The organism is Staphylococcus sp. HMSC072B07, from assembly GCF_001815505.1.
Taxonomy (GTDB): domain Bacteria; phylum Bacillota; class Bacilli; order Staphylococcales; family Staphylococcaceae; genus Staphylococcus; species Staphylococcus simulans.
Window position 1 is genome coordinate 109,625 of record NZ_KV820907.1, and the last position, 22,485, is coordinate 132,109.

Below are 22,485 nucleotides of genomic sequence, written 5' to 3' on the forward strand. Positions count from 1 at the left end.
TAGCATAATGCACTAGGAATTGCCATATAAACTTTCAGAAAATTTAAAAAGTATCACGCGAAATTTGTTACATAATCAGTGAAATATGTCATTTTACTAATTTTAAAACAAAATAATACGCATACAATCAACAAGATAATGTCTTATTGTGTTTTGTATGCGTATTGTATAAGGTCTTTAAACAGACTTTAATAATAGTTTTTTCAATAAAGGTGAAAGTTGACTCGGTAAGTTCTCAACACCTTCTACAAATAAAGCGTATTGTCCATAAATATTATGGATGGTACGTTCAATATCTTCAGTAATTTCTTCTTGACTTAAGAATACGTTAAATATCTCAATACCATATTTTCTAGCTTCTTCAACAGCTTCGTACGTGTCAATAATACCATCTTGATCATAATTATATGCTGAAGGTTCACCATCAGAAAAGATGATTAAAAATTGTTGGTGATGCGGTCTGCTTAATAAGCGTTCACTTGCAATTCTGATTGCGACACCATCCCTATTATCATCTTGTGGCGTTAATTCCATTATTCTAGCGCTGTCTTTTGAACCGATAGAATAATTATAATTGATAATTTCATCAATAATATTAGGTTGCGTTTTGTCATCAGCATCAAATGCATCCTCATTAAATGCTAAAACTTCATGTTTTACATTCAGTTTTTTCAAGGTTTCATGGAATAATACGACACCTTTGATAGTTTCTTCCATTTTATCAATCATACTTGCTGATGCATCAACAAGTAATGTGAATGTCGCATCGAAGGAACGACTTAAATCTTGTTTTTTATAGAACATTTTATATTGGTCATCAATAAACCAATTGATTAAGTCTCTTTGTAAACGTCCTTTAGTAAGGTTATGACGTTCATCAACTTGTTCACGTTCTATCGTTTTTTCAATGATTTGTGTTAAATCCTTGATTTCGTATTGTACTTCTCGTTCTACTTCGTGATATGCTGCACGATCCTCAGCTGTTATTTCCGGCACATTCCATTTAATTTCCACATTTTCATTGATACCTTTTAAGGCAAAAGGTTGTGATGAAGCACCTGTTTGGCCACCCGACTCATTATCTATGGTCTCATTTGATCCTTTACCCTTTTTAGTCATCATATCTGTCATATCATCAGAAGCATCACCTTCACGTGCGTTGTCATTATCACTGACAGCTTCACTGTTCTCGCCTTCATGGAGTTCCATTTCTAGGTAAGAACCACCTTGCGATTTAGAGTCTTGTGCTTTGGTGTCAGCTTCAGCTGTCTCGATGTCATCATCTTCATCTGTGTCATCTTTACCGTCAACATTTGCTGCATCCACACGTTTAAGGTCATCGAAAGTTTCAGCTTGGATTTCTTTATAAACTTTACGTGGAATGTAATAATACTCATTTAGCATGTCTTCATCTAATAAGTCATCAAGCTGATACATAATACGTTCAGCTAAGAACTTATTGTCTTCTGATGTGTAGTTCATAAAGAAATTAGGCAGATACATATACATACTTTGTAAGATTGGATCTAAATCAGGTCTAATACTAGGCACTTCATAAAAGTCTTCAGTTAATAGTGATTTCTCTAAATATAAGAAGATTAAATCAGTATAAGTTGTTTTTGTACGATAAACACTGATTTGTGACTCAGTATAGTTAAGACGAATTTGTTTGCGCAAAGCGATTGCATCTTTCATACTTGGGCGAATTTTAACAATCGCATTTAGCACACGCATATCTTCTAATAATTTGAAGACTTGTTTAAAGAAGCTTGGATGTTTAAATTCTTGATTATCTAGTACTTCATTCACAATAAATTCATCCATTAATCGATAACCATAGGTCGCAAGTAAAACATCTGTCTTTAGTCCAGTAATTTCAATATGACTTGGACGGTGTGTCCAGAAGACACTAGCGATTAATTCATTTTCGATCGGATCATAATAAGGGAATTTTTGAATTTTGACATGCGTTTGATTATTTTCTAAAAGTAAACGTGCAAGGTCTTGCAACATCATCACTTTTTTAGCGTCTAAGATTTCATCATTAAACTTGATAAATCGATTGGTCATAAAAATCCCTCACTAAAAGTTCAATTCTATTGCATTAATAATCGCTTGTTGTTCACGTTCATCTTCTAACTTGTCAATAATCGCACGTTGGATTGCACGTTCAATCGGCATGACTGTTGCTAAATCACTCATATCAATCAATGCACGGATACTTGCAGCTTCTTCAGAAATTTGCCCTTGTTTTGTCATAGTACGTAAGTCTTCATTAAATGCGACAATTTTTGAAATAAGTGCATCATCGTCTAAGCGGCTTTGTTCTTTAATAACTGTTTTTAATGTTTCGCCATCAATATAGTCGACGTGAATAACAACGAAACGGTTTTTTAATGCTTCGTTCATCGGTAATGTACCTACATAACCTTCGTTAATTGCTGCAATGACATTAAAACCAGGTTTTGCTTTAATAATTTCACCAGTAAACGGATTTGTAAGACTGCGACGATAGTCTAGCACACCGTTTAAGATAGGAAGTGTTTCAGGTTTCGCCATATTGATTTCATCAATGTATAGAATGTGTCCTTCTTTCATCGCTTGGATAACAGGCCCATCAATAAAGACAATTTCTTGATTGCCATCTGGACTTGTTTGGATAGTTTTGAAACCTAGTAAACTTTCAGCGTCTAAATCAACAGAACAATTGACTTGATGCATTGGAATATTAATATCTTCACTTAATGATTCTGCGAGTTTCGTTTTACCTGACCCTGTTGGTCCTTTTAATAAAATGTTTTTATTTAAGCGCATCATTGCATATGCGTCACCAAATACTGTTTTATCGGCATTAATATACTGATGTTGTGCCATTTAAAATTTCTCCTTTTCATACATCAAAAAATAGACCGAGGCACATCATTGTGCCCAAGTCCCTAATCGAATATTTAATTCAAATTGCTTATTAAACTTCTTTAAAATACTCTTTATAATAACCGCCAACTTTACCTGAGTTATCAATGATTTGATAATATTCTTCAGTTTCGTTAACGACATCGTATTGTTTTCCAATAGTCAACATATCAGATACTGTAAATTTTTTAGCGTCTGTATGCAGTACTTCTACCTTTTTAATTGGTTGTTTGTCTTTCCATTCTTCGTGTAACATATGTTCACAATCCTTTCTGTGCAGGTTATGCTTTTTCTAAAGTTAAGATGAATGACAATCCACTATTTTCTGTAATACGAACTGATTCTGAATCTTGTTGTTCAAGTGTTTGATATGGAATGCCAATTGTTTCTAGCTGTTGGACCGCATTGCGGTATTCTTGTTTAGATTGCGTACTAAATTCGATTTGTTCGACCGAACCATATTCTGGTAAATTAATTGGTTCTGTAGCTTGGAAGATGTGTAATTCTCCACCTAAGCCGCCTTCTCCAATTCGAAATACTTGTACTTTAAAGTCATCATCTGTAGTCGGTGTGTATTCAGCAAAATGATCAAGGCCGAATACTTTAGATAAAATCGATGAAGTCAGCAACATTTCGTTAACTTGAACAATCACTGGTCCAAGTCCTTGGATTTGGTGAAGCGGATTCACCGTACCTTCATCGGTAGGCATACCTAATGGTACACCACTATTATTTTCATTAGAATAGATATCAAAGAATTGTCCGTTACCGTCTTTAAATTCAAAATGTTTATTATTATTCATTTCAGTAACGTCACCATATTTGATTTCATTTTGGTCTAAAATTGATTGATACTCTTCTAATCCTAAATCTGATGGTGTTCTTAAACCGACACTTAAGACATGATTATTTTCTGTCGAATAGTTTGGTACTTCAATAAAGTGTATTCTTGTACCCGGACTTAAAAATGCATCACCAAAACGTACTGCATTTTTTGAACCTTGTCTTTCATAATTCAATCCTAAAATATCATGAAATAAATAAATTGATTGTTCTAGATTTCGAGTACCTATTGTGACACTTCGTAAACCTGCCATTTTACCCACACCTTCTTTTGTGATTTCTCATTCATTATAACTTAAATGAAGTGGTTTTTGTATGATGAAGTGTTCAATGAATGAATTCAGTCAAAATAAGGTATAGTAATAGTATATAGGATTAGAAAAGGCATGTTTGATCTGAAAATTTGGATCAAAGGAGATGATTAATAATGCTTACTTTCTGGATATTATTCGCTTTAACGATACTTGTAGCAGCGTACTCCGGTATTAACTACTTCACAGGTCGAATTAAAGAAAATGCGAAGTTTAAAAAGCAACATTTCGGAGTTTTATGTATCGTATTTGTCATCCTTGCGATTATAGAACTTGTCGTTTTCAATATGTTATAGAATTAAAAGCAGCGATGATTGATTTTAATGAGTTAAATCAATCACGCTGCTTATTTTTGTTTCTAAATTCAAAAATCAACATAAAAATACGACGGCAAAACTGCCGTCGTATCAAGGTTTGTAATATGATTTACTTTATAGATTAAGATTCTAATAATAAATCTTCAGGGCTTTCGATAAGCTCTTTGATTGTTTTCAAGAATCCTACTGCCTCTTTACCATCAATAATTCTGTGGTCGTAGCTTAAAGCAAGGTACATCATAGGACGGTTCTCAATTGTATCTTTATCAATCGCGATAGGACGCGTGATGATTGAGTGCATACCTAAAATAGCTGCTTGGCTTCCGTTAATGATTGGTGTAGACATCATTGAACCGAAGATACCACCGTTTGTGATAGTGAATGAACCGTTCATTAAATCACCAAGTGATAATTTGTTGTCGCGTGCTTTAACTGCTAAGTCTGCGATTGAACTTTCGATTTCTGCGAAGTTTTTCTTATCACAGTCACGTACGAATGGCACGATTAAACCATTATCTGTAGATACCGCAATACCAATATCATAGAATTGTTTAGTAATCATGTCTTGTCCATCAATTTCAGCATTCACTGCAGGGTATTTTTTCAATGCTGCAACGGCTGCTTTTGTGAAGAATGACATGAAACCTAATTTTGTTCCGTCATGATCTTTGATAAATTGTTCTTTTTTACGTTTACGTAAGTTCATCACATTTGTCATGTCAACTTCGTTGAATGTAGTCAGCATTGCTGTGTTATTAGATACTTCTAATAATTTTTTAGCTGCTGTTTGTTTACGACGAGACATTTTTTCACGAATCACTGGTTTGTTTGGTGTGCTGCTTTGTGGTTTAGCTGGTGCTTCTGATTTCGCTGGCTCAGCTTGTTTTTGGTTACCTTGTTGTTGACGATCAATGTCATCTTTACGTACAACATCGTTACCTTTAGAAGCAACTTCTGCTAAGTCGATACCTTTTTCACGCGCATATTTACGTGCAGATGGTGTTGCATTGACGCGTTGGTCACTAGAAGCACTTTCTTTTTCTTCTGATTTGTCAGCTTCTGCTGGTTCAGATTTTGATTCTGATTTTTCTTCTGATTTGTCTTCAGATTTTGGTGCTTCTTCTTTTTTGTCATCAGATGAAGCTGAAGATGATGAACTGCCGCTGCCTTCCCCTACAGTTGCGATTGCTTGTCCTACTTCAACAGTATCACCAGGTTCTGCTAAGTGTTCTTGTAAAACACCTGCTTCTTCAGATACAACTTCAACGTTGACTTTATCTGTTTCTAATTCGACAACAGCTTCACCTTTGTCTACTGAATCACCTGGATTCTTCAACCATTCAGCTATTGTACCTTCTGTAATAGATTCTGCTAACTCTGGAACTACGATCTCAGACATACTAATTTCCCCCTAATTTTTGTTAAGACTCTCTTCGATAATAGATTTTTGAACGAGTTTATGATTTTCTCCGTCACCTTCAGCTGGCGCAGAACGTTTAATACGACCGCTATATTGCAATTCGTATTGATCGCTAGCGATATCACTTAAGTAAGGATATACGAACAACCAAGCACCTTGGTTTTGCGGTTCTTCTTGAACCCATGCAATTGTTTCAAGGTTTGGCAACTGATCAATAACTGCTTTGATTTCGTCAGCTGGGAATGGATATAAGCGTTCTACCGCAATCAATAAAATCGATTCATCCGGTTCTTTTTGCAGACGTTCCTTCAAATCAATAAACATTTTACCTGAAGCTAAAATTACTTTTTTGACTTTGCTTGCTTCATGCTCTTCTGGCAAGATAGGTTCGAAATGGCCTTGTGTAAATTTATCGATTGTGTCAGCTACAGTTTTATTTCTTAATAAACTTTTCGGTGACATGACAACTAGTGGACGCATTGCATCAGTATCCAAGCTTGCTGCTTGTGCACGTAATAAGTGGAAATAGTTACTAGAGCTAGATAAATTTACGACAGTCGCGTTATTCTCAGCTGAGAGTTGTAAGAAACGCTCTAATCTTGCTGATGAGTGCTCTGGACCTTGTCCTTCATATGAATGTGGTAAGAACAATGTTAGACCTGAGCGTTCGCCCCACTTCGCATAACTGCTGAATAAGAAGTTATCGAACATCATTTGTGCCATATTCGCAAAGTCGCCGTATTGAGCTTCCCAGATATTCATAGTACCCTTGTTTTCAACATTGTAACCGTATTCGAAGCCTACAACAGCTGCTTCAGATAGCGGTGAGTTATGAACATCGAATGATGCACGTTGATTTGGTACATGTTGTAAAGGCACATATTCTTCGCCAGTATCAGGGTTATGCAATACCGCATGTCTGTGACTGAAAGTACCACGTTCACTGTCTTGACCTGTTAAACGAATTGGTGTGCCATCTTGCATGATTGTCGCAAATGCAAGTTGTTCAGCTTGTGCCCAATCTACTAAACCATCTTCTTTTTCAAATGGTTCTCTACGTTTTTCTAAAACTTTGTTCAGTTTTTTCAAGACTTCAAAACCTGTTGGATATGTTAATAATGCATCATTGATTGATTTCAATTCTTCGAAATCAAATTGACGATCATCAGGTTGAAGCGGTAAGTCAACATTGTCTGGTTTAGACATATCTTGTGTTGTTGTTTTATCATTTTTATCGATTTTATCATGTGCTGCACGTAGTTCTTTTTGAACATCATCTAAGATGTCATTCTTTTCATCCTCAGAGATAATGCCTTCTTCAACCAATTGGTCACCATAGATGTGATCTACAGTTGGATGCTTACGGATGGCATGATAAGGAATTGGGTTTGTAATAGATGGTTCATCCATTTCGTTATGACCATAACGACGGTAACCGACTAAATCGATAACAACATCTTTGTTGAACTCTTTTCTGAAGTCCATTGCAATATCAATTGCTTCAATTGTTGCTTCAACATTGTCTGCATTAACATGCATAATCGGTACATCATAACCTTTAGCAACATCTGTAGAATATGTTGTTGAGCGACCATCTTGTGGCTCTGTAGTGAAACCGATTCTGTTGTTAGTAATCAGATGCAATGAACCGCCTGTTGAATACCCCTCTAAGTTGCCTAAGTTCATTGTTTCAAAGTTGATACCTTGTCCTGGATAAGCAGCATCACCATGAATTAAAATCGGCATAGATTTTCTGAAATCTGTTTGTACTTTGCCGCTTTGATGACGGTCATCTTGTACAGAACGTGTTTTACCTAATACAACCGGTGACACGATTTCTAAGTGACTTGGGTTGTTTGCTAATGAAATGCGTTGTTCTATACCATAAGTGTCTGTTGTTTTCGTACCGCCTAAGTGATATTTAACGTCACTTGTCCATGCTGAACCTGAAGTTAATTCTAGACTGCCGTCTTGTGGTAGGAACTTCATTGGATCAGTATGCATGAATTCAGAAATCATCATTTCATAAGGTTTTTCTAACACATGTGTTAAAACGTTGAGGCGTCCACGGTGTGCCATACCTATTTGAATATTTTGAATTTCTTCTTTAGCTGCACGACTTAAGATTTGTTGCAGCATTGGCACAAGGGTATCTACACCTTCAATAGAGAATCGCTTTGCCCCTACAAAGTTTTTATGAAGATATTTTTCGAAACCTTCAACATGTGCTAATGTCTTGAATAATTCTAGCTTTTGGCTTTTATTTAAGTTTGCTTTATATGGCGTTTCAATACGTCGCTTGAGCCAAGCGCGTTCTTTATTGTTGTTAATGTGTGTGTATTCAAAAGCAATCGGCCCTTTATAACGCATTTCCATGCGTTGGATTGCTTCGTAGGCATTGTCATAAATATCAGAAAAATGATCTGACACAATGCCTGAAGAAATTTGCTCTAAATCTTCTTTTGTTAAATTGAAATCTTCAAGTGTCAATCTAGGAACATTTTTACGTTCTGGTCGATTGACTGGATAAATATCTGCCTGCAGATGCCCATATTGTCTGATGTTATCGATTAAACGCATAACTTGTTTAATTGTCATATCATCAGAACTTGATGAAGGTGCTGCAGCCACCTCTCTGTTGTCATTGTTAATTGTACTAAATAGAATTTGTAAATCTTCAGAGACAGAAGTTGGATCTTGTAGATATTGATCGTATAAATCAATAATTACCCCTAAGTTAGCTCCGAAATTTACAGGTGCTTCACTAACCTGTGTATATTTCGTCATATTACTCCCTCCACAATATATTGAAACGCTTACAAATAAATAATATCATTAAATGTTCACAAATTAAAGGGAGAATGACGATTTGATGGCATGAAAAAGAGCCGATATGACGGCTCTTTATACACATATATAACCTTAAATATAATATTGTACAATAATAGACGAATTATCATTAAAATGTAATTATACGTTGAAGGTAATTTTGAATGTTGTAAACGTATCAACTTCACTTTCAACTTGAATTGTACCGCCATGTAAATTCACTATATTTTGAGCAATCGATAATCCTAAACCATTACCTCCACGTTGTCTAGAACGTGATTTGTCTACGCGATAAAAACGGTCAAAGATAAAGTCTAAGTCTTTTTTAGGAATGCCTGAACCATGATCGGTAATTTCAATAGTTGCTTGTCTATTTTTAAGTGCAGTACAAATTTCTATTCTTTTCTCTCTTGTATCATATTTAATCGCATTATCCAAAAAGATAAGCAATACTTGTTCAAGTTGATAACGATTAATATTCAGCCATATTGGTTTCACTGACGGTGTAAATGTAAAACTATAATCAGGATGTAATTGTTTGAGAGATTTTAGTCTAGATTTAATCTCGTCATTCACATCAACAGGTTCTACATCTAAAGCATCTTTATAGGTTGATTCTTTCGTTAATAGTAACAGCTCTTCTACTAACTTGGTAATACGATTCATTTCTTCGATTGTTATATCTAATGATTCTTCTAAAATTGCTGGGTCTTTCTTACCCCATCGTTGGATAAGATTTAAGTGACCTTGAATGATTTGAAGCGGTGTTCTCAGTTCGTGTGAAGCATCTTCTACGAACTGGCGTTGTTGATCAAATAGTTCTTCAATTTGAATCATCATATCGTTGAATGTATCAATCAAGTCAGTTGTTTCATCGTATTCAGTCGGTAGTTCTAACTTTTCCTGGAAACCATCTCTACGGATTTTACGCATTTTGTTAGCCATAATTGTAATAGGTTTTGCAATTTGTGCAGAAAAGATATAACTGATAGTGGCAGTAATAATAATGGCAATAATACCAAATAACACCGATAAGATGATTAATGAATGCATAACACTATCATAACTTGCGAGCGAATGGATAATCACAGAATAACCATGAAACTTTTCAGTTTCGACTGGATGAGAAACGATTAAAAAGTTTGCATCTTTAATACGTTGCACGTAAACACTGTGATACTGAGAAGGTTCAATCCCTTTTGTGCTATTAATAAAATCACTCATAGTCGATGTTTCGGTTATCTTTTGTTTGTCATTATCAAACAGAATCACTTTTTGGAAATTACCAAGTGATGCGTTTAAATCTAAAGGTTTAATATCAACCAAAGATTTCGTCGCAAGTAAAGCAGAAACGTTATCAGCACTTTTTTCTGCATCATTAATTTCACTATCTCTTAAAGTGATGCTCAAAAAGTAAATGATGACTAAGCTGAAAATGAAAACAATCAAAAACGTAATACTCGTAGTAATTAGCATCCATTGAGTTTTTAATTTTCGTTGCTTCATTTGCGTATCACATAACCGACACCACGTACTGTTTCGATTACCTTTTCTTTACCAAACGGTTTCAATTTATTTCTCAGATAACGAATATAAACATCCACTACATTGGTTTCTACTTCGCTGTCATAACCCCAAACATGATTTAATATTTGTTCACGTTGTAAGACATGATTTAAGTTTTCAGAAAGCAATTGCAACAAGTCATATTCGGTTTTAGTTAATTCAACCTCTTGACCATCAATCGTAACACGAAAGGCTTCTTTATTAATTTGAATGCCTTTAATATCGATGATGTCTTTAGCTGGTTGGCGTCTTAATGTTGCACGAATACGTGCTAATAGTTCTTCGATATCGAATGGCTTTACGATATAATCATCTGCACCATAATCTAAACCTGCTACTTTATCATATGTATCACCTTTTGCTGTGATGATAATAATTGGAGTAGATTTGACTTCACGTATTCTCTTACATATTTCTAAACCATCCATATGTGGCAACATCAAATCGAGTAAGTACAGATCATATTCTTTTTTTAATGCTGTTTCTAATCCTTCTGCACCATCATTTTCAATATCAACTTCATAATTCTCATGTACTAATTCTAATTCAATGAATCGAGCTAAGTTTTGCTCATCTTCTACGATTAATATTTTTGTCATTGAAAGCACCTCAATCATGATTTTATCATAATCAAAACGTTTAAGAACGAATGAAACGAATCAAATGATTAATTGTGACAAAAATATGGAGTTGAATAAAAAAGTGAAATTATTTTTGATTTCTAATTGACAACCATTCTCACTAATGTATAATAGTAATTGAAAATGATTATCAATCACAAATGAGACATCCCCCCCACATTTCGTTCTTAATTGGATTGGTCATTTTCGATTTATCCCCTTTTATATATGCCCGTAAATACTGACGTTACACTAAAAGTAACGTGACATACTTAACCGATTCTCAATTAAGCAGAATCGGTTTTTTTCTATTATAAATTAAAAAAAGCGAGATTAAGCAGCACTTAATCTCACTTTATCATTTAGCAAAGGCTTTGAATTTACCTTTGAACAATAATGATACAGATAAAATACATACAGCACCTGCAAGTACACCTGCAATGACATCAGTAGGATAATGTACACCTAAATAAATTCTAGACATACAAATCATCGCAATCATGAAGATGCAGAATGAAGTCATCATCACACGTGGTGTCCCGTGTAAGTAATGGCTTGAAATTGCAATCAAGCTACCGAAGAAAGATGTAGAACCTTGCGCGTGACCACTTGGGAAACTATAGCCGCCAATTTCTACAAGTCTTAATTTAGTAGGACGCTCTCTATCAATTGTGTTTTTCATAATTGGATTAGAGATACTTGAAACTGCCATCACAATCGCAAAGAATAAAGCTTCTATTTGCATTTTACGCATTAATAAAAATGCGACAACACAAAGTGAAAGGCAGATCATTGACCATACTTCGCCTATCCAAGTTGCACCCATAAAAATACTAGTTGTAATGATGCTGTGTGAGGCATAAATAAAATCATAGACTTCTGTATCAATCCAATTACCGATTCTATTTTGATGGAACACAGCAATCGCGCTGAATATCAATGTAAATACTAGAATCAGTGAAATTCTTTTAGCTCGACTCAACTCAGCTTTCCCTCGTTTCCTTTTGGTTTGTATCTTTAAGAATCTTGTCTAATAAATCTTCTTTAGTAAATAGCTGGTGATAGTTCGACATTTGTTGTTCAATAGTTGAACGATTATTTTCAATCTCTTTTAACGCATCCATGAATTTTTGTTGAGAAGCTTCATCTTCTGGTAATGTTTGCGCATACCCTTTAGATTGGAAATATTTTGCATTATCAATCTGATCGCCACGAGACTGGTCTAATCCTAATGGAATCAGCAACATAGGAATGTTTAATGTTAAGAATTCATAAATTGCATTAGCACCTGCTCGGCTGACTACCATGTCTGTAATCGCGAGTAAATCTGTTAATTCACTCGTCACAAATTCAAATTGACGATAACCTTCTTTTTGAATAGATGAATCAAGTAGTCCTTTACCAGTTAGATGAATGATTTGATAATCTTTTAATAATTCGTCAAGATTGCGTCGAATTAAATCATTAATCGTTTTACTGCCTAAACTGCCGCCCATGACTAATAACACTTTTTTCTCAGCGTCAAATCCTGTCAGTTGATAACCTTTTTCTTTGTTACCCTGTTTTAAGTCATCTCTAACAGTTGCACCGACAAAATCTGCTTTTGCTTTTGGCAGATATTTTAATGTATCTTCAAATGTTGTATAGATTTTATTTGCGAATTTTAGAGAAATTTTATTCGCAAGACCTGGAGTGATATCTGATTCGTGAATAATCACCGGGATATTTAATGAACGTGCCGCGATGACTACAGGTACAGATACAAATCCTCCCTTAGAAAAAAGTAAATCTGGTTTTTGTTTCTTTAAGATTTTACGTGCGTCTAAAATTCCTTTGAGTACTTTAAATACATCTTTGATATTTTCAAATGATAAATATCTGCGTAACTTCCCGCTGGATATCGGGAAGTATGGTGTATTTGGTAATTGTGATGAAATCATATCTTTTTCAATTCCATTTTTAGAACCTACATAAAAAGTTTGGTAACCTCTTTCATTCGCAATTGGAATCAAACTTAAATTGACTGAAACATGTCCGACTGTTCCGCCGCCAGTAAATGCAATTTTCGTCATGATAAATACCTCTATTCTTATTTTAAAATTCTATAATAGGCATAGAATGATTCTTCCTTATCGTAAGGAGGATAATTTAAATTGGCTTCGCCTGCTTTATGAAAACCAAATTTTTCAAATAAGTTTTGCGCGCGTTGATTCGCAGCATACGTATCAGTGAGTAACACATCAACACCGTGATCTAACGCGCGTTCAACAGCAAAGTTAAATAATGCTGTTGCTGCGCCTTTATAATTAGCAGAACCTGCAAGTCTATGAATGACATAAGCATTGGTTCTATCTATCGGCCATTCTAGTTCATCATACCATTTTGATTGATTTTGGTCGATAACAATATAACCATAAATTGTATTCTCCTCTTCTAATACAAATAATGATTTATTCGTAATATCTTCCTCAAAATGCTCTAGTAATGGATAGGCTTCATCCCATTGTGGATTATTATCTTCTGCCATAATTTTTTTGGCTTCTTCTGTCAATGCGGCTACCGCATTTAAATCTTCTTGTGATGCGTTTCTGATCATAAATTGTGCCCCTTTATTTTAATTTTTTGATTAAAGTATCTAACATTTCATCATCTTTATTCGCTTTATCTACTAACTTTTCTGCGAATTTTTGATTCGTTTCTTTATCAAATTTGCCTGTTACTGGTAATTGATTATCTTTTTGGAAATCTTCAACTGCAGATTTGAGTTTTGCATCATAGTCATTGTTTTCTTTTCCAACTTGATAATTCAAAGCTTTTAAGCCGATTTTTATAGATTTGACATTTTTATCTTGATCGCCTTCTTTAAACACTTTGTCATCAGGAATCATTGATAATGATTGATACTTAGGAGATGCAATTTCGACATCTGGTTTGATTCCTTTACCATGGATATAAGTACCGTGTGGTGTTAACCATTTCATTTCAGTATATTTTAATAACGAACCATCTGAGTATTCTTGTGTGGTTTGTACAATACCTTTACCAAATGTCTTTTCACCATAAACCTTCGCTTTATTATAGTCTTTCATTGCACCAGTAAAGACTTCAGAAGCACTGGCTGAACCTTCATTGACAAGGATAGATACTTTCATATCTTTTGCTTCTTTTAATGGATCGGTCGGAGTATTCACCGATTCTATTTCTTTCCCTTTTTGCAACTTCACAACCGGTTTATTTTTATCGATGAAGATATTCGACATTTTAACGGCTTCATTTAATAATCCGCCTGGATTATTACGTAAATCCAATACAATTTTTCGTACGCCTTGTTTGTGTGCTTTCATAATATTAGTTTTCAATTCAGCGGCTGTATCTTCTTGGAATTTATTAATCGTGAAGACACCAACATCGCCTTCTTTTTTGTATTCAACACTTTTAACGTGGATTTTTTCTCTTTTGATTTTAATGTTTTGCTCTTGGTTGGCACGCTTAATAGTTAACGTAACTTCAGTACCTTCTTTACCACGTACCATTTTGACTACTTCTGTCAGTGACTTACCTTTAATAGATTTCCCATCTACTTTAGTTAAAACATCTTTGGGTTGTACACCTGCTTTTTCTGCAGGAGATCCTTTCATGGGGCTGGTTACACTGATTTCTTTATTACGTTGCTGCATTTCAGCGCCGATACCTACGAAATCACCTGAAACGTCTTCATTAAATGATTTGGTTTCATCTTTTGTCATATATTGTGAATAAGGATCTTTTAATGATTTAACCATACCGTTAATGGCAGCTTCAGATAATTTTTCTGAATCTTGTTTTTTATAGTAATCATTGGCTAATGTTTGATATGTACTTTCAACTTTACTGAATGATTTTCTTTGTGAGTCGTCTAGCCCTGAAAATTTGTGTGCTATCGCGATTGTCGCAAAGACTGTAAGGATAATCGTTAACAACAATGCGAGTATACTAAATGTGATGAATTTCCATCTTTTAATTTTAAAAAACTTAGGTGCCTTTTTTGAGTCTTGTTCATCTGAAGGTTGATTAGTTTCATCATTATGTTGTGTCACTCGGATATGCCCCTTTCTTAAATTACGTTGATGTGCATAAATAAGTTCTAGTTTGAATGGATAATTCATTTTACCAAATTCAGCACGTTCATCAACTTATATATGGCTATATAAAAAATAAAAAGGGCTGGTGCCTCACACCAACCCTACGTCAAAAATTTAAAATTTTAACCATTCCTGATATTCATCAAATAAGTCATCAAATACATACATTGGTGAACTGATAGAAGCTTCAGTCTCTATATAGTCTGACAATGTATGAAAGTCTGACTCATGTTTTGGAAAAGCTAAATCATCAAAAATCTGTTCTGCTAATTGACCTTTTTCATCAGGTCTGCCTCGCACAGTAAGCGCAAATTGATAAAATGAATAATCTTTCATTAACCCATTGTCACATCAATTACTTTTGTTTCACTTTTAACTAATTGATCTTGAGGGTGGATATCGATTTTATCTGCTTGATCTGTATTAGTAATAATAATTGGTGAAATGACTGATTTAGCGTTATTTCCAATATAGTCTAAATCAAATTCAACTAGTGGATCTCCAACTTTTACTGTATCGCCGCTTTCAACTAATACATTGAATCCTTCACCATCTAATTGAACTGTATCTAGACCGATGTGAATTAATAATTCTAAACCGTTATCAGCTTTTAAACCTAATGCATGTTTAGTTGGGAAGATATTGTCAACTTTACCTTCAATTGGTGAAACAACGACACCTTCGCTTGGATTAACACCAAAGCCATCACCCATCATTTTTTGAGCAAATACTGGGTCTGGAATATCTTCGATTTTAACGTATTCACCAGAAATCGGTGCATAAACCTCGATTGACTTATCTACTTTATCCTCTTTGCCAAATAATTTTTTAAACATATTATTTCTCTCCTTGGTTCTTGAAATGTGGAATCAAATCACCATATCCAAGTTCTTCTAATTTATCATAAGGAATAAATTGTACAGCAGCTGAATTGATACAATATCTTAATCCGCCTGTTTCTTTTGGTCCATCATTGAAAACGTGACCTAAATGACTGTTTTCAGAACGTACTTCAGTTCTTACCATACCAAATGACTTATCTACAAGTTCAATGATATCATCGTCACTTAGAGCTTTAGAGAAGCTTGGCCAACCACAATCAGAATGAAATTTTTCTTCTGAAGTGAATAGTGGTTTGCCTGAAAGTTTATCGATATAGATACCTTTTTCGAAATGATTCCAATATTCATTTTGGAAAGGAGGTTCTGTACCATTTTCTTGAGTAACAAGATATTCCATATCTGTTAATTCATTTTTACTTTTTTTAAGCATTTTGCTCCCCCCAATGTCTTTCTATAAAGTCTTTTCTTCCTGAACCTTTTTGATACTGTTCATAATGCATTGGATTCTTTTTATAATAATCTTGATGATAAGATTCTGCCGGGTAAAAGTTTTTATATGGTTTTACCGGTGTGATCACAGGTTTATTAAAAATCATTTGTTCGTTTAACTGCTGGATTTTAGATTGTGCAGCTTTTTCTTGTTCTTCGTCATGGTAGAAAATGACCGGTTGGTAACTTTCACCGCGATCGAAGAATTGTCCACCATTATCTGTTGGATCGAACGTCTTGAAATAAACATCTAATATATTTTCAAATGAAGTGATTTCAGGATCATATTCAATTTGTACTGCTTCAACATGTCCTGTTGTGTTCGTACATACTTCTTCATAAGTTGGATTTTCTACGTGGCCGCCACTGTATCCTGATACAATATTCTTAATACCAGGATATGATGTGAATGGTTTTACCATACACCAGAAACAACCGCCAGCTAATGTTGCATATGCCAAAATATTACCTCCATTCGGCGTTTAGTCAATTCTAAATTTATCATGACTGCACTTTATTTTCTATTAGTTTGCTTTAACCCGATGATTTTCATGAGAATTATCGATTATTGACGCAAGACAACGAATCCTACTGCACCTTGTCCAGTATGTGTTGAAATAACTGGTGTTGTCGTATTGATTTCAACTTCAGTATTATTTTCTTCAATCGCAAATTGTTGTTTAAACTTATCTACAAAATCTAATGCATTTGCATGAGCTAAGCCGATTTTTTTAATCGAATGATTTTCAATGAACTGAGCAAGCTCTTTTTTAATAATTTGAATACTCGACTTTTGCGTACGTGCATTATGAAGGATTTTGATTTGTCCATCATCAAGAATGCCCACTGGTTTTAAACGCATCATATTACCAATCATACCTTTAGCTTTACCGATACGTCCGCCTTTAATCAGTTGGTTTAATTGGCCAATCACTACAAAGAGTTTGATATTGCTTTGTAAATGTTTTAATTTTTTAAGAATTTCTTCTGTTGATAACCCTTCGTTATTCCATTCAACAATATGTTCCAGTTGGAAACCAAGGCCGAATGAAATGGATTTTGAATCAATAACTGTAACTTTTGAATCAGTCATTTGACTAGCTTGATACGCAGTTTGATACGTACCGCTTAATCCAGATGTCATATGAATACTAATGATTTCTGAGCCGTCTTTTCCTAATTCATCGTACATTTCAATAAATTTACCAATAGGAGGTTGGCTGGTTTTGATATCTACATCTTCTTCTATTAACTCAATTACACGTTCAGAAGAAATGTCTTGTTGGTCGATATAAGATTTGCCTTCAATCGTTAAATTAAGAGGAATCACATGAACATCGTGCTCTTTTAGATATGATTGAGGTAAATCTGTTGTTGAGTCTGTGACAATTTTTTTACGCATTTCCATACCTCCTATTACTTTTTACGAACAAGATGTAAGAACGTGTGCGGAATTTTATTACGTTCATCTTGTTCTCCTTTAACTGAAGATTCAACTTCCCAATCTTCAAAAGTATAAGGTGGGAAGAACGTATCTCCTTGGTATTTATCTTCAATGACAGTGATGTACATGTCATCTACTTTATCGATAAATTCTTCAAACAATGCTTGGCCGCCGAAAATGAAGACATGGCCAGGCAAATCATAAATATCCTCAAAATTGTGTATGACATCTACACCTTCAGGATGAAAAGATTCATCACGTGTTAAAACGACGTTACGTCTGTTTGGAAGCGGTTTGCCGATAGATTCATATGTTTTACGGCCCATTACGAGTGTATTGCCAGTACTTAATTTTTTGACATGTTTTAAATCATTAGGCAAATGCCATGGTAGTTGGTTATCCTTACCGATTACTCTGTTTTGATCATGCGCAACAAGAATAGAAAGCGTCATATTCTTATCCCCTTTCAAAAATTCTAATTGTTTTTATACAGCGATAGGTGCTTTAATACCTGGGTGTGATTGATAATTTACAATCTCCAAGTCTTCATATTGAATATCAAAAATTGAACGATCTGTATTGATTTTTAATTGAGGTGGTTCGTAACTTGAACGACTTAATTGTTTTTTGACCGCATCGATATGATTAGAATAGATATGTGCATCACCAATCGTATGCACAAACTCACCGACTTCTAAGCCGCATTCTTTTGCTACTAAATGTGTTAGTAAACTATAACTTGCGATATTAAATGGAACCCCTAAAAATACATCTGCACTACGTTGATATAATTGGCAACTTAGTTTGCCGTCTTGTACATAAAACTGGAACATCGTATGACATGGCGGTAATGCCATCGTATCAATTTCTGCTGGGTTCCATGCAGATACGATGTGACGTCTAGATGTAGGGTGAGTTTTGATTTGTTCGATGACTGTAGCAAGTTGATCATAATGTTGACCATCTGCACCAACCCAATCTCGCCATTGCTTACCATATACATTCCCTAAATTGCCGTGTTTTTGCGCAAAATCATCATCGTTTAGAATGCGTGATTTAAATTTTTCCATTTCTTGTTGGTAAACTTCGTTGAATGCTTCATCTTGTAATGCACGATGTGCGAAATTCGTCATGTCCGGTCCATGATAATCTTCTGATTCAACATAGTTTTCAAATGCCCATTCATTCCAAATATTATTGTTGTATTCTAGTAAATATTTGATATTTGTGTCGCCTTTCATAAACCAAATCAGCTCAGTCGCAATCAACTTAAAGAATACTTTTTTAGTTGTTAATAATGGGAAGCCTTTACTTAAGTCATAGCGTGATTGATGACCGAATTTTGAAATGGTACCAGTACGTGTACGATCATCGCGTTCGTTCCCGATAGCTAAAATTTCCTTACATAGGTCATGATATGCTTCGTCGAATGAATTCATACCTATCTCCTCCTCAAATCGTATGTATCTCCAATTATAAAAAATGGGACAATTGATGGACTGAGTCAGCCATCAAATATTGTCCCGTACCTTCGATTATGAAATCAATTCAAATTGATTAACAGTTTTCATCAAACATATCTTTGATATCCATACAGATATCTTGAATATCGCGTCCCTCAATATATTCACGAGGCATAAAATGTTTTAATTCTGTACCTTTAAATAAAGCGAAAGAAGGACTTGAAGGTACTTGTTGTATGAACTCTCTCATTTCTTGTGTTGCTTCTTTATCTTGACCTGCAAAGACAGTTACTTTGTGATCAGGCTTTTTATCATTTTGCTCAGCAACTGCTACAGCTGCTGGACGAGCTAATCCAGCTGCACAACCACATACTGAATTAATAACAACAAATGTAGTTTCCTCAGCACCTACATTGTCCATATATTGATCAACTGCTTCTGCAGTTTCTAAACTTTCAAAACCATTTTGTGTTAACTCGCTACGCATACCTTGTGCGAGTTCTTGCATATATGCTTCATATGGATTCATAATATACACTCCTTGTTCATTTATAGTTTATTTTACATGAAATAATCAGAAATGTAATCTAATTAATTTGTTGATTCATCCTAATTCCGCTTATTTATTACGGTTAGCAATTTGTTTCCAAACAGATCCTAGTGCTTCGTCACCTTTTTCAATACGAGAGATGGCCATTTGAATCTGTAACTTCACTTCGTAAGCGTCATCATCTTCATGTGCTTTCAAAGCTGGTAATTGTGCTTCGCCACCTTCATCAAAAATAAACATCGCGGCACGCCAACGCACAATCTTTTGTGGATCATCTAAAGCTTTCTCCATTTCTGGTAAAGCTGCTTTAAATCCTAAATCACTTAATCCATCTCCGGCAGTTCGGCGTACACCAGGATTTTTATCCTGTAAACCTTGGTACATATATGGAAGAACTGACTCATCTTCTACCATACTTGCTAGCACAATAGCTTCGCGTCGAATTGGAATTTTAGGATGATTTAATGCAGTTTCGATAAGAGGATAATCTTCTTTGGTTGGTGTTGGGAAAGATTTCAACATTCTAAGTTGCGCTTTCCAATCTTCTGCCGCGTTAAATTCATCAACTGTCACATGTTGATAGTGTGCTGTTGGAACCACAATATCCGTATTTAATGCTTCTTGTTTTAATTCATTAAGTTTATTTTCAGGATATAGTGCGACAAGTTCTTCTTCAACATTATCCATAACTTCTTCTAGTTCTCCATAACGCGTACCTAAATCTTCCCACTTACGCATAAATACTACATTGTCATCATCTTTTTGTGCTGCTAGCATTGTATCGACAAAGTAGTCTGGTAATTGTCTGCGTTCTTCATCCTTAGTAGTAGTGAGTTTAATCTGATACGGGATACCTTTAAATTTGAGCACTTCCGCTTTAATTTCTCCGAAATGTTCATCAGGTGCAGGTGTATCATTTGTTTCAGTTTCAGATTCATTACTAATTGCAGCTGTAATATTAGGCAGTAATGCCTCCCAATCTGCTTTTGGTGCTTTATCCACAGCTAAAAAGTCGATGACATGGAAAATGGATTTAACACCTTCAACCTCTAAAAGTCTATTGATAAAATCAGGTTGGCCTTCTTTTACTTTTGTATAGGTGGAGGATTGATTGTCCTCTCTTTTCTTATTCAATACCACTTTCATGGTATTCGGACTTGGTGTCGGTTCAATACGAACGATTTCCATCAAAATAACCCCCAATTATTGTAGTTCGTTACCAAATTGCTTGATTTGTTTACCTACTGAACATTCGTAAATACAAAAATGATGTGCATATGTTTTCCCTTTTGTTTTACGATTATATGTTTTTAATTCACAATTTTTGCAGTAAGTGCTTAATAAATCATCTATGGAATCAAGCGCTCTTTTTTCGGATTTTGAAAAAATAATCGTCACTCCCTTTATATAATTAATAACACCTTAAATGGTTTAAGGACGATTAATTTAGCCTCATTATATCATGCGACACGGTTAACTTCATCTCTCTACTTTGTAGTTGTAACTAAATGGCTATTGCATTTAATGTACGATTTCTATAGAATATATGAGTTGAGTTGCGGTTTCTAAACACCCGCATTAACAAAATTTAGGAGGTTAATTATGTTTTACAATGAAATATTAGGTATTATTGCCTTTCTAGTGACCTTTACATTAATGGTCGCAATGTATCGTTTGTTCGGTAAGCAAGGTTTGATTGCTTGGGTAGCTATCGGAACTGTAATTGCTAACATTCAAGTAATTAAAACTGTAGACATCTTTACGATTTCTGCGACTTTAGGAAATGTAATGTTTGCGTCTATTTATTTAGCGACGGATATTTTAAACGATATCTATGGACGTAAAGTAGCTAAAAGAGCAGTATGGATGGGCTTTAGTTCATCATTAGTGATGATAATTTTAATGCAACTATCATTACATTTTATTCCCGCTCCAGAAGATATGGCACAAAAAGCGCTAAGTACAATTTTCAATATAGTACCTAGAATCGCGTTAGGTTCGATTATCGCTTATATCATCGGACAACATATCGATGTCTTTATCTTCAATGCGATTAAAAAAGTATTCAAGTCAGATCGCACATTTGCAATTCGTGCATATGGGAGTACGACATTAAGTTCTATTATTGATACTGCCCTTTTTGTAAGTATCGCGTTTATTGGTTTGCTGCCAGCAGGTGCAGTCTTTGAAATCTTTATTACGACTTACTTCTTAAAACTACTTGCTACAATCTTTAATGTGCCATTTGGTTACTGGGCTAAATCAATGTACCGAAAAGGTAAAATTCAATCTAAAGATGAAGGTTACTGATTAAGGGTATAGATAATATAATATTTTGATTAAGGATGGAATGATGTATGGCTAAAATATTTTTTGATGCAGCAGTTAAAGGTAATCCAGGACCAGCATCTATTGCAGCAACAATTATTGAAGAGAGTAACCATCAAACTTTCACGCAAGATATCGCACCTACTGACAATCATTCAGCAGAATGGCAAGCTTTTAATTTTTCCTTAGACTGTGCATTAGAATTAAATGTATCTACGGCATTAATTTATACCGATTCTAAGCTGATCACTGACAGTTTAGATAAAGGCTTTGCTAAGAATGAGAAGTTTAAAGGTTATTTAGTTGAAGCAGCGAAGAAAATGAAAGCATTTGATTTATGTCTGATTGATTGGATTCCTAGAGCACAAAATAAAGAAGCCAATCATCATGCGCAACAAGCGCTCTATCAGCAATTAAAATAAAAGAAGC

General features: G+C 34.7%; 25 protein-coding genes and 1 pseudogene. 3 read left to right on the forward strand and 23 right to left on the reverse strand.

Going from position 1 to position 22,485, the window contains the following annotated elements:
• Positions 1 to 177: 177 nt before the first annotated feature.
• The 4 genes from HMPREF3031_RS05765 to HMPREF3031_RS05780 form a co-directional block, all read right to left on the reverse strand.
• The gene (locus HMPREF3031_RS05765) at positions 178 to 2,070 is read right to left on the reverse strand and encodes a vWA domain-containing protein (protein ID WP_070724700.1); all 1,893 of its coding nucleotides are present in this window, start codon (positions 2,068 to 2,070) and stop codon (positions 178 to 180) included.
• A gap of 12 nt (positions 2,071 to 2,082) precedes the next feature.
• Complete coding sequence (locus HMPREF3031_RS05770) at positions 2,083 to 2,874, reverse strand: ATP-binding protein (RefSeq protein WP_002480924.1); 792 nt, start codon at positions 2,872 to 2,874, stop codon at positions 2,083 to 2,085.
• 91 nt (positions 2,875 to 2,965) lie between these two features.
• Positions 2,966 to 3,169 (reverse strand): DUF6501 family protein, encoded by a 204-nt coding sequence (locus tag HMPREF3031_RS05775; RefSeq protein ID WP_002480925.1) that lies wholly within the window; start codon positions 3,167 to 3,169, stop codon positions 2,966 to 2,968.
• A gap of 25 nt (positions 3,170 to 3,194) precedes the next feature.
• A complete protein-coding gene (locus HMPREF3031_RS05780; RefSeq protein ID WP_002480926.1) occupies positions 3,195 to 4,010 on the reverse strand; it encodes a VOC family protein in 816 nt (271 codons plus the stop codon).
• Between the two features lie 173 nt (positions 4,011 to 4,183).
• Between HMPREF3031_RS05780 and HMPREF3031_RS05785 the strand changes: the two genes are divergently transcribed.
• On the forward strand, positions 4,184 to 4,363 hold the full coding sequence (locus tag HMPREF3031_RS05785; protein ID WP_002480927.1) for a hypothetical protein: 180 nt from the start codon (positions 4,184 to 4,186) through the stop codon (positions 4,361 to 4,363).
• Positions 4,364 to 4,505: 142 nt separating this feature from the next.
• Here HMPREF3031_RS05785 and sucB read toward each other — a convergent pair whose 3' ends face one another.
• The 19 genes and pseudogenes from sucB to HMPREF3031_RS12980 all read right to left on the reverse strand — a co-directional run bounded on the left by sucB (position 4,506) and on the right by HMPREF3031_RS12980 (position 21,126).
• Positions 4,506 to 5,783: a dihydrolipoyllysine-residue succinyltransferase gene (gene sucB, locus HMPREF3031_RS05790; protein WP_002480928.1), complete on the reverse strand. Its 1,278-nt coding sequence runs from the start codon at positions 5,781 to 5,783 to the stop codon at positions 4,506 to 4,508.
• A gap of 12 nt (positions 5,784 to 5,795) precedes the next feature.
• Positions 5,796 to 8,591 (reverse strand): 2-oxoglutarate dehydrogenase E1 component, encoded by a 2,796-nt coding sequence (locus tag HMPREF3031_RS05795; protein WP_002480929.1) that lies wholly within the window; start codon positions 8,589 to 8,591, stop codon positions 5,796 to 5,798.
• 183 nt (positions 8,592 to 8,774) lie between these two features.
• Positions 8,775 to 10,139, reverse strand: coding sequence for a HAMP domain-containing histidine kinase (locus tag HMPREF3031_RS05800; protein ID WP_023015211.1), 1,365 nt, complete (start codon positions 10,137 to 10,139; stop codon positions 8,775 to 8,777).
• Complete coding sequence (locus tag HMPREF3031_RS05805) at positions 10,136 to 10,798, reverse strand: response regulator transcription factor (protein ID WP_002480931.1); 663 nt, start codon at positions 10,796 to 10,798, stop codon at positions 10,136 to 10,138. The genes HMPREF3031_RS05800 and HMPREF3031_RS05805 overlap by 4 nt, the downstream gene beginning before the upstream one ends.
• Positions 10,799 to 10,858: 60 nt before the next feature.
• A pseudogene (locus HMPREF3031_RS13665) lies at positions 10,859 to 11,024 on the reverse strand (hypothetical protein).
• Positions 11,025 to 11,177: 153 nt separating this feature from the next.
• The gene (locus tag HMPREF3031_RS05810; protein ID WP_002480932.1) at positions 11,178 to 11,801 is read right to left on the reverse strand and encodes a phosphatase PAP2 family protein; all 624 of its coding nucleotides are present in this window, start codon (positions 11,799 to 11,801) and stop codon (positions 11,178 to 11,180) included.
• 1 nt (position 11,802) lies between these two features.
• Positions 11,803 to 12,891 (reverse strand): undecaprenyldiphospho-muramoylpentapeptide beta-N-acetylglucosaminyltransferase, encoded by a 1,089-nt coding sequence (locus HMPREF3031_RS05815; protein WP_002480933.1) that lies wholly within the window; start codon positions 12,889 to 12,891, stop codon positions 11,803 to 11,805.
• Between the two features lie 17 nt (positions 12,892 to 12,908).
• Complete coding sequence (locus tag HMPREF3031_RS05820) at positions 12,909 to 13,415, reverse strand: GNAT family N-acetyltransferase (RefSeq protein WP_002480934.1); 507 nt, start codon at positions 13,413 to 13,415, stop codon at positions 12,909 to 12,911.
• Positions 13,416 to 13,428: 13 nt separating this feature from the next.
• Positions 13,429 to 14,964 carry a S41 family peptidase gene (locus tag HMPREF3031_RS05825; protein ID WP_002480935.1) on the reverse strand — a complete coding sequence of 512 codons (1,536 nt, stop codon included), beginning with the start codon at positions 14,962 to 14,964 and terminating at the stop codon, positions 13,429 to 13,431.
• Positions 14,965 to 15,054: 90 nt separating this feature from the next.
• Positions 15,055 to 15,276, reverse strand: a complete 222-nt coding sequence (locus HMPREF3031_RS05830; RefSeq protein ID WP_002480936.1) for a YozE family protein — start codon at positions 15,274 to 15,276, stop codon at positions 15,055 to 15,057.
• Positions 15,276 to 15,776, reverse strand: coding sequence for a PTS sugar transporter subunit IIA (locus HMPREF3031_RS05835; RefSeq protein WP_002480937.1), 501 nt, complete (start codon positions 15,774 to 15,776; stop codon positions 15,276 to 15,278). Before HMPREF3031_RS05835 ends, HMPREF3031_RS05830 begins: the two co-directional genes overlap by 1 nt.
• Position 15,777: 1 nt before the next feature.
• Positions 15,778 to 16,212 (reverse strand): peptide-methionine (R)-S-oxide reductase MsrB, encoded by a 435-nt coding sequence (gene msrB, locus HMPREF3031_RS05840; RefSeq protein ID WP_002480938.1) that lies wholly within the window; start codon positions 16,210 to 16,212, stop codon positions 15,778 to 15,780.
• Positions 16,205 to 16,732 carry a peptide-methionine (S)-S-oxide reductase MsrA gene (gene msrA, locus HMPREF3031_RS05845; RefSeq protein ID WP_002480939.1) on the reverse strand — a complete coding sequence of 176 codons (528 nt, stop codon included), beginning with the start codon at positions 16,730 to 16,732 and terminating at the stop codon, positions 16,205 to 16,207. Before msrA ends, msrB begins: the two co-directional genes overlap by 8 nt.
• Before the next feature lie 104 nt (positions 16,733 to 16,836).
• A complete protein-coding gene (locus tag HMPREF3031_RS05850) occupies positions 16,837 to 17,673 on the reverse strand; it encodes a DegV family protein (protein ID WP_002480940.1) in 837 nt (278 codons plus the stop codon).
• A gap of 14 nt (positions 17,674 to 17,687) precedes the next feature.
• Entirely contained in the window at positions 17,688 to 18,167 is a 480-nt protein-coding gene (locus HMPREF3031_RS05855; protein WP_002480941.1) for a dihydrofolate reductase, read from the reverse strand.
• Between the two features lie 33 nt (positions 18,168 to 18,200).
• Positions 18,201 to 19,154: a thymidylate synthase gene (locus HMPREF3031_RS05860; protein ID WP_002480942.1), complete on the reverse strand. Its 954-nt coding sequence runs from the start codon at positions 19,152 to 19,154 to the stop codon at positions 18,201 to 18,203.
• 118 nt (positions 19,155 to 19,272) lie between these two features.
• On the reverse strand, positions 19,273 to 19,707 hold the full coding sequence (gene brxA, locus HMPREF3031_RS05865) for a bacilliredoxin BrxA (protein ID WP_002480943.1): 435 nt from the start codon (positions 19,705 to 19,707) through the stop codon (positions 19,273 to 19,275).
• Between the two features lie 90 nt (positions 19,708 to 19,797).
• Positions 19,798 to 20,916, reverse strand: a complete 1,119-nt coding sequence (locus HMPREF3031_RS05870; RefSeq protein ID WP_002480944.1) for a conserved virulence factor C family protein — start codon at positions 20,914 to 20,916, stop codon at positions 19,798 to 19,800.
• Between the two features lie 15 nt (positions 20,917 to 20,931).
• Entirely contained in the window at positions 20,932 to 21,126 is a 195-nt protein-coding gene (locus HMPREF3031_RS12980; RefSeq protein ID WP_081600395.1) for a zinc-finger domain-containing protein, read from the reverse strand.
• Between the two features lie 204 nt (positions 21,127 to 21,330).
• Here HMPREF3031_RS12980 and HMPREF3031_RS05875 point away from each other — a divergent pair, with 204 nt between their 5' ends.
• On the forward strand, positions 21,331 to 22,038 hold the full coding sequence (locus HMPREF3031_RS05875) for a queuosine precursor transporter (RefSeq protein WP_002480945.1): 708 nt from the start codon (positions 21,331 to 21,333) through the stop codon (positions 22,036 to 22,038).
• A 47-nt stretch (positions 22,039 to 22,085) separates the two neighbouring features.
• Positions 22,086 to 22,478 (forward strand): ribonuclease HI family protein, encoded by a 393-nt coding sequence (locus HMPREF3031_RS05880; RefSeq protein ID WP_002480946.1) that lies wholly within the window; start codon positions 22,086 to 22,088, stop codon positions 22,476 to 22,478.
• The last annotated feature ends 7 nt before the right edge of the window (positions 22,479 to 22,485 follow it).

Excerpts from the sequence above, each read along its gene's own strand:
- HMPREF3031_RS05870 (WP_002480944.1), bottom strand. The coding sequence starts at position 20,916 with ATGGAAATCGTTCGTATTGAACCGACACCAAGTCCGAATACCATGAAA.
- brxA (WP_002480943.1), bottom strand. The coding sequence starts at position 19,707 with ATGAATCCATATGAAGCATATATGCAAGAACTCGCACAAGGTATGCGT.
- msrB (WP_002480938.1), bottom strand. The coding sequence starts at position 16,212 with ATGCTTAAAAAAAGTAAAAATGAATTAACAGATATGGAATATCTTGTT.
- HMPREF3031_RS05765 (WP_070724700.1), bottom strand. The coding sequence starts at position 2,070 with ATGACCAATCGATTTATCAAGTTTAATGATGAAATCTTAGACGCTAAA.
- HMPREF3031_RS05855 (WP_002480941.1), bottom strand. The coding sequence starts at position 18,167 with ATGACGCTTTCTATTCTTGTTGCGCATGATCAAAACAGAGTAATCGGT.
- HMPREF3031_RS05850 (WP_002480940.1), bottom strand. The coding sequence starts at position 17,673 with ATGCGTAAAAAAATTGTCACAGACTCAACAACAGATTTACCTCAATCA.
- HMPREF3031_RS05815 (WP_002480933.1), bottom strand. The coding sequence starts at position 12,891 with ATGACGAAAATTGCATTTACTGGCGGCGGAACAGTCGGACATGTTTCA.
- HMPREF3031_RS05775 (WP_002480925.1), bottom strand. The coding sequence starts at position 3,169 with ATGTTACACGAAGAATGGAAAGACAAACAACCAATTAAAAAGGTAGAA.
- HMPREF3031_RS05780 (WP_002480926.1), bottom strand. The coding sequence starts at position 4,010 with ATGGCAGGTTTACGAAGTGTCACAATAGGTACTCGAAATCTAGAACAA.
- HMPREF3031_RS05830 (WP_002480936.1), bottom strand. The coding sequence starts at position 15,276 with ATGAAAGATTATTCATTTTATCAATTTGCGCTTACTGTGCGAGGCAGA.
- HMPREF3031_RS05820 (WP_002480934.1), bottom strand. The coding sequence starts at position 13,415 with ATGATCAGAAACGCATCACAAGAAGATTTAAATGCGGTAGCCGCATTG.
- HMPREF3031_RS05825 (WP_002480935.1), bottom strand. The coding sequence starts at position 14,964 with ATGAATTATCCATTCAAACTAGAACTTATTTATGCACATCAACGTAAT.
- HMPREF3031_RS05880 (WP_002480946.1), top strand. The coding sequence starts at position 22,086 with ATGGCTAAAATATTTTTTGATGCAGCAGTTAAAGGTAATCCAGGACCA.
- HMPREF3031_RS05770 (WP_002480924.1), bottom strand. The coding sequence starts at position 2,874 with ATGGCACAACATCAGTATATTAATGCCGATAAAACAGTATTTGGTGAC.
- HMPREF3031_RS05835 (WP_002480937.1), bottom strand. The coding sequence starts at position 15,776 with ATGTTTAAAAAATTATTTGGCAAAGAGGATAAAGTAGATAAGTCAATC.
- HMPREF3031_RS05800 (WP_023015211.1), bottom strand. The coding sequence starts at position 10,139 with ATGAAGCAACGAAAATTAAAAACTCAATGGATGCTAATTACTACGAGT.
- HMPREF3031_RS05785 (WP_002480927.1), top strand. The coding sequence starts at position 4,184 with ATGCTTACTTTCTGGATATTATTCGCTTTAACGATACTTGTAGCAGCG.
- HMPREF3031_RS05805 (WP_002480931.1), bottom strand. The coding sequence starts at position 10,798 with ATGACAAAAATATTAATCGTAGAAGATGAGCAAAACTTAGCTCGATTC.
- HMPREF3031_RS05875 (WP_002480945.1), top strand. The coding sequence starts at position 21,331 with ATGTTTTACAATGAAATATTAGGTATTATTGCCTTTCTAGTGACCTTT.
- HMPREF3031_RS05795 (WP_002480929.1), bottom strand. The coding sequence starts at position 8,591 with ATGACGAAATATACACAGGTTAGTGAAGCACCTGTAAATTTCGGAGCT.
- sucB (WP_002480928.1), bottom strand. The coding sequence starts at position 5,783 with ATGTCTGAGATCGTAGTTCCAGAGTTAGCAGAATCTATTACAGAAGGT.
- HMPREF3031_RS05860 (WP_002480942.1), bottom strand. The coding sequence starts at position 19,154 with ATGAATTCATTCGACGAAGCATATCATGACCTATGTAAGGAAATTTTA.